Here is a 6,546-nt window from a genome sequence, read left to right on the forward strand (position 1 = left end):
GCACGACATCACCGTGAATGTGGCCGACAACTTGTGGTGATCTGCCCGACGAGTCCGACATGACGGGCAGGTGAATTCCTTCACGCGGTCCCGTTGTCAGAGGGGTGGATTAGAAAAGAAGCCATGACGCCAGACGGGACAACCTGGACGGTGGACTCGGTATCGTCCGCCGACGGCACGATGATCGCATACGAACGCTCCGGCGACGGCCCGCCGATCATCCTGGTCGGCGGCGCCTTCAACGATCGGTCGACCACCCGCGCACTCGCCACCGCGCTGGCCTCCGACTTCACGGCATACAGCTACGACCGGCGGGGCCGGGGCGACAGCGGCGACTCCGGGCCGTACGCGGTGCAGCGCGAGATCGACGACATCGCCGCCCTGATCGGGGCGGCCGGCGGTTCGGCGTACCTGTACGGTCTCTCCTCCGGCGCGATCCTCGCCGGGTACGCGACGGCCGACGGGCTGCCGGTCACCGGGCTGGCCCTCTTCGAGCCTCCCTTCCAGGTCGGCCCGCACGGTGGCGCCAAGCCCGAACTGGCCGAGCGCCTGACCGAGCTGGTGGCGGCGGGCCGCCGCGGCGACGCCGTCGAGCTCTTCCTGACCGCAGCGGTGGGGCTGCCCGCCGAGGCGGTCGCCGGGATGCGCGGCATGCCGGCATGGTCCTGGATGGAGGGTCTGGCGCACACCCTCGCCTACGACACCACGGTCACCGGCGACGGCGTCCTGCCCGCCGCCCGGCTCGGCGCCATCACGGTCCCGACCGTCGTCGTGGACAGCACGGGCAGTCCGGGGTGGCTGCGGGAGGCCGCCGCCGCGACGGCCCGCGCCATCCCGGGCGCGACCCACCGCAACCTGGAGGGCGGCTTCCACGAGGTCCCGCCTGAGCGCCTCGCCGCCGAGCTGCGCGACGCCCTGCTCGGCTGAGACGGCGGAGGATGAGCACGGCGCCGAGGGTCACCCGGCCACTCTCCACCGCCAACCGGATCAGGTCGAGGTCGGCATCGGGTGACCGGTACATCTCCTGCGCGGCGATGTCGGCGAACTGCTCGACGGTGAGCAGGTAACCGCGGGCGGCGGCCAGTCCGGGCAACTCCGGGTCGTAGAAGACCATCCCGCCGGTCCAGGCCCGCGACTCGCCGGCAAAGTAGATCCCGCCGGGGATCAGCGCCGGGACGGTCCGGCGCGGCGGTCGGCAGTCCCGGCAGCCGGGGTACGTCCGCAGCCCGCCCGGTGGGCGCCCGCCGGTCAGGTACCAGCCGAGCCGCGCCGCGTGCAGGTTCGACCCGGACGCGACGTACCAGAGCTGGTCCACCCCGGTCAGAACCAGCAGGTCTGACCGGCGGCGTGGCTCGCCTGGACGGTGTGGGTGACGCAGCCGTCGGCGGTGACCCGGTGCAGCAGGAAGGCGGTCGGCTCGGCGACCAGCCCGATCTCCTCGTCGTCGGTCATCGTCAGCGTCGACTGCACCCAGGTGCTCGGCGCGGTGGTGAGCACCGTACCGGCGAACGCGGTGGTGACCGAACGGTGCAGGTGACCGGCGGTGACGCGTACGACGTGGGGGTGGCGGCCGATCACCTCGGCCAGCGCGTCCCCGTCGGCGAGCCGGATGGCGTCGGCGGCGGGGATGCCGACCGCGACCGGCGGGTGGTGCAGGCACACGACGGCGGGCACCTCGGGTCGGTTGGCCAGCGCCCCGTCGAGCCAGGCGAGCTGCTCCTCGCCGAGCCGCCCACCGCTGTCACCCGGGGCGAGCGAGTCCAGCACCACGACCGTCCCGTCGGCGTGGTCGACCCGGTAGTAGGCGGAGAAGCCGCCGCCCAGGTACGGCGTGCCGCCGAAGGTGTCCAGCAGCGACTCGCGGTCGTCGTGGTTACCGGCCGCGAGGTGCACCGGCAGCGGGAAGCGCCCGATGATCTCGCGCAGCGCCACGTACTCGTCGGGGCGGCCGTTGCTGACCAGGTCGCCGGTGATGACCACGCAGTCCGGCCGGGGCCGCAGCGCCAGGACCCGGCCGAGCGCGCGGTGCAGCCCGCTGGCCTGCTCGCCGGCCAGCGGGCCGGTGGTCACGTGCGGGTCGCTGAGCTGGGCGATGAGCATCGACGCCTCCTCGGGCCCGGGACCTCCACGCTATCGCCGATCACCACCGTCGCGCGGGCCCGTACGCCCACAGGCCGCGTCCACAGCCTGTGGATAGCACATGTGTACGAAGGTCGCCCCGCCCCCCGCTGAGTACCCTTGATCGCGCCCCCCGGCGCCGGCCCGGGCCTCTCACCAGGAACGACGTGGATCACGAGCGAGTCATCCGAGACGTCACGGTCCGCCTCCCGATGGCGTCGACCGCGCTCGAGGCGTGCCAATGGACGATCGCCTCGCTCGCCCGGTACACCCCGGCCACCATCTCGATCCTGCTCCAGGTCCACGACCGGCTCCGCTGCGTCGCCGCCACCGGCGCCTGGCAGGTCTTCTCCACCGTGCCCCCGAAGACCGGCATTGTCGGCCGGGTGTACGACTCCGGGGCGTCGGCCACCGTCCCCGCTGTCAGCGCGGACCCCGACTACCTCCCGGTACGCCCCGACGTGACCGCCGAGATCTGCGTACCCGTCCAGGACCCGGCAGGCCGGCCGATCGGCGTGCTCGACCTGCAGTGGAGCGGCCCGGTCGAGCTGGACCCGTGGCGGCAGACCGCGGAGCGCCTGGCCGCCCGCTTGGGCGCGCGGATCGTGGCGCTCGGTGGCCCGCCCGCCGAGAGTCGCAGCGAGAAGCTGCTCCGGCACGCCGCCGCGCTGACCGCCGCACCCACCGAGTGGGACCTGATGACCGCGGCGATCGCCGCCGCCCGGGACGTCTCCACCCTCTCCGCCGCCGTGCTGGTGCTCGACGGCGACCAGGGACCCCGACTGGGCGCGCCGACCGGCCTGCCCGGCGAGCTGGAGTCCCGGATCCGGGCCGAGCTGACCGAGGCCGGCCCCGGCGCACTGAGCCGGATGATCGAGCGCGCCCACCGGTACGGCTCCGGGTACACCCTCGGCGAGGCGGGGCACCCGCCCACCGACGAGTACGCCCCGCTGGTCCGGGCCGGCGTACGCACCCTGGTGGCGGTGCCGGTCGGCCCGCCGGACACCGGCGGCGTGCTGCTGGTCGCCGAAGAGCGGCTGCTCCGGCCCGACCCGACCACGGTCAACCTCATGGAACTGCTGGCCGGGCAGGCGTGGACCTGCCTCGACCGGCTGCGCACCCTGGCCCGGCTGCGCGAGCAGGCCAGCTCCGACCCGCTCACCGGGCTCCGGCACACCGGGCCGTTCGGTCAGCGGATCGCGTCCGCCACGCCGGGACGTACCGCCCTGCTGGCGATCGACGTGGACGGCTTCAAGGACGTCAACGACACGTACGGCCACCAGGCCGGCGACCGGCTGCTGGTCGGGCTGGCCCGGGCCCTGGAGTCGGCGCTGCGGCACGGCGACGAGCTGTACCGGATCGGCGGGGACGAGTTCGTCGCGGTGATCGAGGTGAACCGCCCGCAGGAGGCCGTCCGGATCGCCGAGCGGTTGACCGAGGCGGCCCGCCGCACCGGCCGCACCATCAGCGTCGGCGTGGCTCTCCCCCAGCCCGGCGAGTCCCCCGAGCTCACCCTGCGCCGCGCCGACCAGGCCCTCTACGCCGTCAAACGCCACGGCCGCGACGGCGTCCGCCTAGCCGCCGCCTAACCCACCCCCCACTCCCCGCCCCCCGCGATCTTGAACTCTGGGCCACCTCTTTGCCCCTTTCGGGCCGGTTCGGCGGGGCCGAAACTGCAAGATCGCGCGCGGGCGGCGGCGGTCAGGGGCGGGTGAATTCCCGGGCGAGGAGTTCGGCGATCTGGGCGGTGTTGAGGGCGGCGCCCTTGCGGAGGTTGTCGCCGGTGACGAAGAGGTCGAGGGCACGCGGGTCGTCGACCGCGCGACGGATCCGGCCGACCCAGGACGGGTCGGTGCCCACTGCGTCGATCGGCATCGGGAACTCGCCCGCGGCCGGATCGTCGACCAGGATCACGCCCGGCGCGTTGCGCAGCGCCTCCCGCGCCCCCTCGGCGTCCACCTCGGTGGCGAAGACCGCGTGCACCGCCACCGAGTGGCCCGTCACCACCGGCACCCGTACGCAGGTGGCGGAGACCTTGAGGTCGGGCAGCCCGAGGATCTTGCGCGACTCGTTGCGCATCTTCATCTCCTCGGACGACCAGCCACCGTCGGCGAGCGAACCGGCCCAGGGCACCACGTTGAGCGCCAGCGGGGCCGGGAACGGCCCCAGCTCGTCGCCGACCGCCTGCCGGACGTCGCCGGGCCGGGCACCGAGCACCCGGTCCCCGGCGATCTTGCCCAGCTGGGCGTGCAGCGTGTCCACACCGGCCTGTCCGGACCCGGAGGCTGCCTGGTACGAGGCGAGGACCAGCTCGCGCAGGCCGTACTCGCGGTGCAGCGGGGCGACCGCCACGATCATCGCGAGCGTGGTGCAGTTGGCGTTGGCGATGATGCCCTTGGGCCGGTTGCGTACCTGCTCCGGGTTGATCTCGGGAACGACCAGCGGGACGTCCCGGTCCATCCGGAACGCGCCGGAGTTGTCCACCGCGACGGCGCCGCGGCTCACCGCGATCGGCGCCCACTCGGCCGAGACCTCGTCCGGCACGTCGAACATGGCCACGTCGACGCCGTCGAACGCCTCGGGCGTGAGCGCCTGGACGGTCAGCAGCTCGCCCCGGCACTGCACCTGCCGCCCCACCGAACGCTCGGAGGCGAGCAGTCGGATCTCCCCCCAGACGTTGCGCCGGGAGGAGAGGAGCTGGCACATCACCGTGCCGACGGCACCGGTCGCCCCGACCACGGCAAGGGTGGGCAGCGACGACATCGGCTATCGCCCGGTGCCCGCGTAGACCACGGCCTCGGACTCGCCACCCAGCTCGAAGGCGTCGTGAATGGCCCGCACGGCCTTGTCGAGGTCGGTATCGCGGCAGACCACCGAGACCCGGATCTCCGAGGTGGAGATCATCTCGATGTTCACCCCGGCCGCACCGAGGGCGGCGAAGAAGCCGGCCGCCACACCCGGGTGCGAGCGCATCCCGGCACCGATCAGGGACACCTTGCCGACGTGGTCGTCGTAGAGGAGGCCCTTGAACTTGACCACGTCCTGGATCTTGCTGAGCGCGGCCATCGCGGTCGGGCCGTCGGTCTTGGGCAGGGTGAACGAGATGTCCGTCCGGCCGGTGCCCTCGGTGGAGACGTTCTGCACGATCATGTCGATGTTGATTTCGGCACCGGCCACGGTGTCGAAGATCCGCGCGGCGGCACCCGGCTCGTCGGGCACCCCGACGATGGTGATCTTCGCTTCGCTGCGGTCGTGGGCGACCCCGGTGATCAGTGCCTGTTCCACGGGAAGGTCCTCCATAGATCCGGTGACCATCGTGCCGGTGTTGGTCGAGTATGACGAACGGACGTGGATCGGCAACCCCGCGCGCCGGGCGTACTCCACGCTGCGCAGGTGCAGCACCTTGGCGCCGCAGGCGGCCAGTTCCAGCATCTCCTCGTAGGTGATGTGCTTGATGTGCCGGGCGTTGGGCACGATCCGCGGGTCGGCGCTGAAGATGCCGTCCACGTCGGTGTAGATCTCGCAGACGTCCGCCTCCAGCGCGGCGGCGAGCGCGACCGCGGTGGTGTCCGACCCACCCCGGCCCAGCGTGGTGACGTCCTTGGTGTCCTGCGAGACGCCCTGGAAGCCGGCGACGATGACCACGGCGCCCTCGTCCAGCGCGCCCTTGAGGCGGCCCGGCGTGACGTCGATGATCCGCGCCTTGCCGTGCACCGAGGTGGTGATCACGCCGGCCTGGGAGCCGGTGAACGAGCGGGCCTCGTACCCGAGGTTGTGAATGGCCATGGCGAGCAGCGCCATGGAGATCCGCTCGCCGGCGGTGAGCAGCATGTCCAGCTCGCGGCCGGGCGGCAGCGGGCTGACCTGGTTGGCCAGGTCGAGCAGCTCGTCGGTGGTGTCGCCCATCGCGGAGACCACCACCACCACGTCGTCGCCGGCCTTGCGGGCGGCCACGATGCGCTCCGCCACCCGCTTGATCCGCTCGGCATTGGCGACGGAGGACCCGCCGTACTTCTGCACCACGAGTGCCACGACGGTGCACTCCCTCCCAGCGACCCTGAGCGTGCCGACGCCGCCGGGATCTCGTCCGGCGGCGCGTGTCAGACCTCATCAGCGTATCGGGCGGCGTGCGCGGCCGCGTCGGGTGATCCCACCATCCGGCCCGACGTGGGCGGGCTCACCAGGCAGGACCCGCCTCCGGACGGACCGCCCGACACGCCGGAACGGCAGTCGCACCACGGGCTCCCGGGAGGCGTCCCCGCACCGGAGAATGTCCCGGTGCACGCTCACCTCCGTACGGCCCGGCGGCTGACCGGCGCGCTGGCGATCGCCCTGCCGGCCCTCCTCGCCGCCTGCACCGCCGACCGGCCGACGCCCACCCCGCCCACGGTCACCGCCGACCCGGTGCCGGCCGGGGCGGCCGCGGCC

The 6,546-nt window shown here is 73.1% G+C and carries 5 protein-coding genes; 2 read left to right on the forward strand and 3 right to left on the reverse strand.

All coding sequences use genetic code 11. The annotated features are described in order from the left end of the window. The first annotated feature begins 180 nt into the window (after positions 1 to 180). Entirely contained in the window at positions 181 to 927 is a 747-nt protein-coding gene (locus DKL51_RS19040; protein ID WP_260428581.1) for an alpha/beta fold hydrolase, read from the forward strand. Between the two features lie 393 nt (positions 928 to 1,320). On the opposite strand, the gene DKL51_RS19050 is transcribed toward DKL51_RS19040, so the two are convergent. After that, positions 1,321 to 2,100 carry a phosphodiesterase gene (locus tag DKL51_RS19050; protein WP_109946551.1) on the reverse strand — a complete coding sequence of 260 codons (780 nt, stop codon included), beginning with the start codon at positions 2,098 to 2,100 and terminating at the stop codon, positions 1,321 to 1,323. Between the two features lie 230 nt (positions 2,101 to 2,330). Between DKL51_RS19050 and DKL51_RS19055 the strand changes: the two genes are divergently transcribed. Further along, on the forward strand, positions 2,331 to 3,707 hold the full coding sequence (locus DKL51_RS19055; protein ID WP_423790670.1) for a GGDEF domain-containing protein: 1,377 nt from the start codon (positions 2,331 to 2,333) through the stop codon (positions 3,705 to 3,707). Between the two features lie 112 nt (positions 3,708 to 3,819). Here the strand turns inward: DKL51_RS19055 and DKL51_RS19060 are convergent, their stop codons facing one another. Further along, complete coding sequence (locus DKL51_RS19060) at positions 3,820 to 4,881, reverse strand: aspartate-semialdehyde dehydrogenase (RefSeq protein WP_109946873.1); 1,062 nt, start codon at positions 4,879 to 4,881, stop codon at positions 3,820 to 3,822. A gap of 3 nt (positions 4,882 to 4,884) precedes the next feature. Then, entirely contained in the window at positions 4,885 to 6,150 is a 1,266-nt protein-coding gene (locus DKL51_RS19065) for an aspartate kinase (protein WP_109946872.1), read from the reverse strand. Positions 6,151 to 6,546 lie beyond the last annotated feature (396 nt).

Source organism: Micromonospora globispora, assembly GCF_003857015.1.
GTDB classification, from domain to species: Bacteria; Actinomycetota; Actinomycetes; order Mycobacteriales; family Micromonosporaceae; genus Micromonospora; species Micromonospora globispora.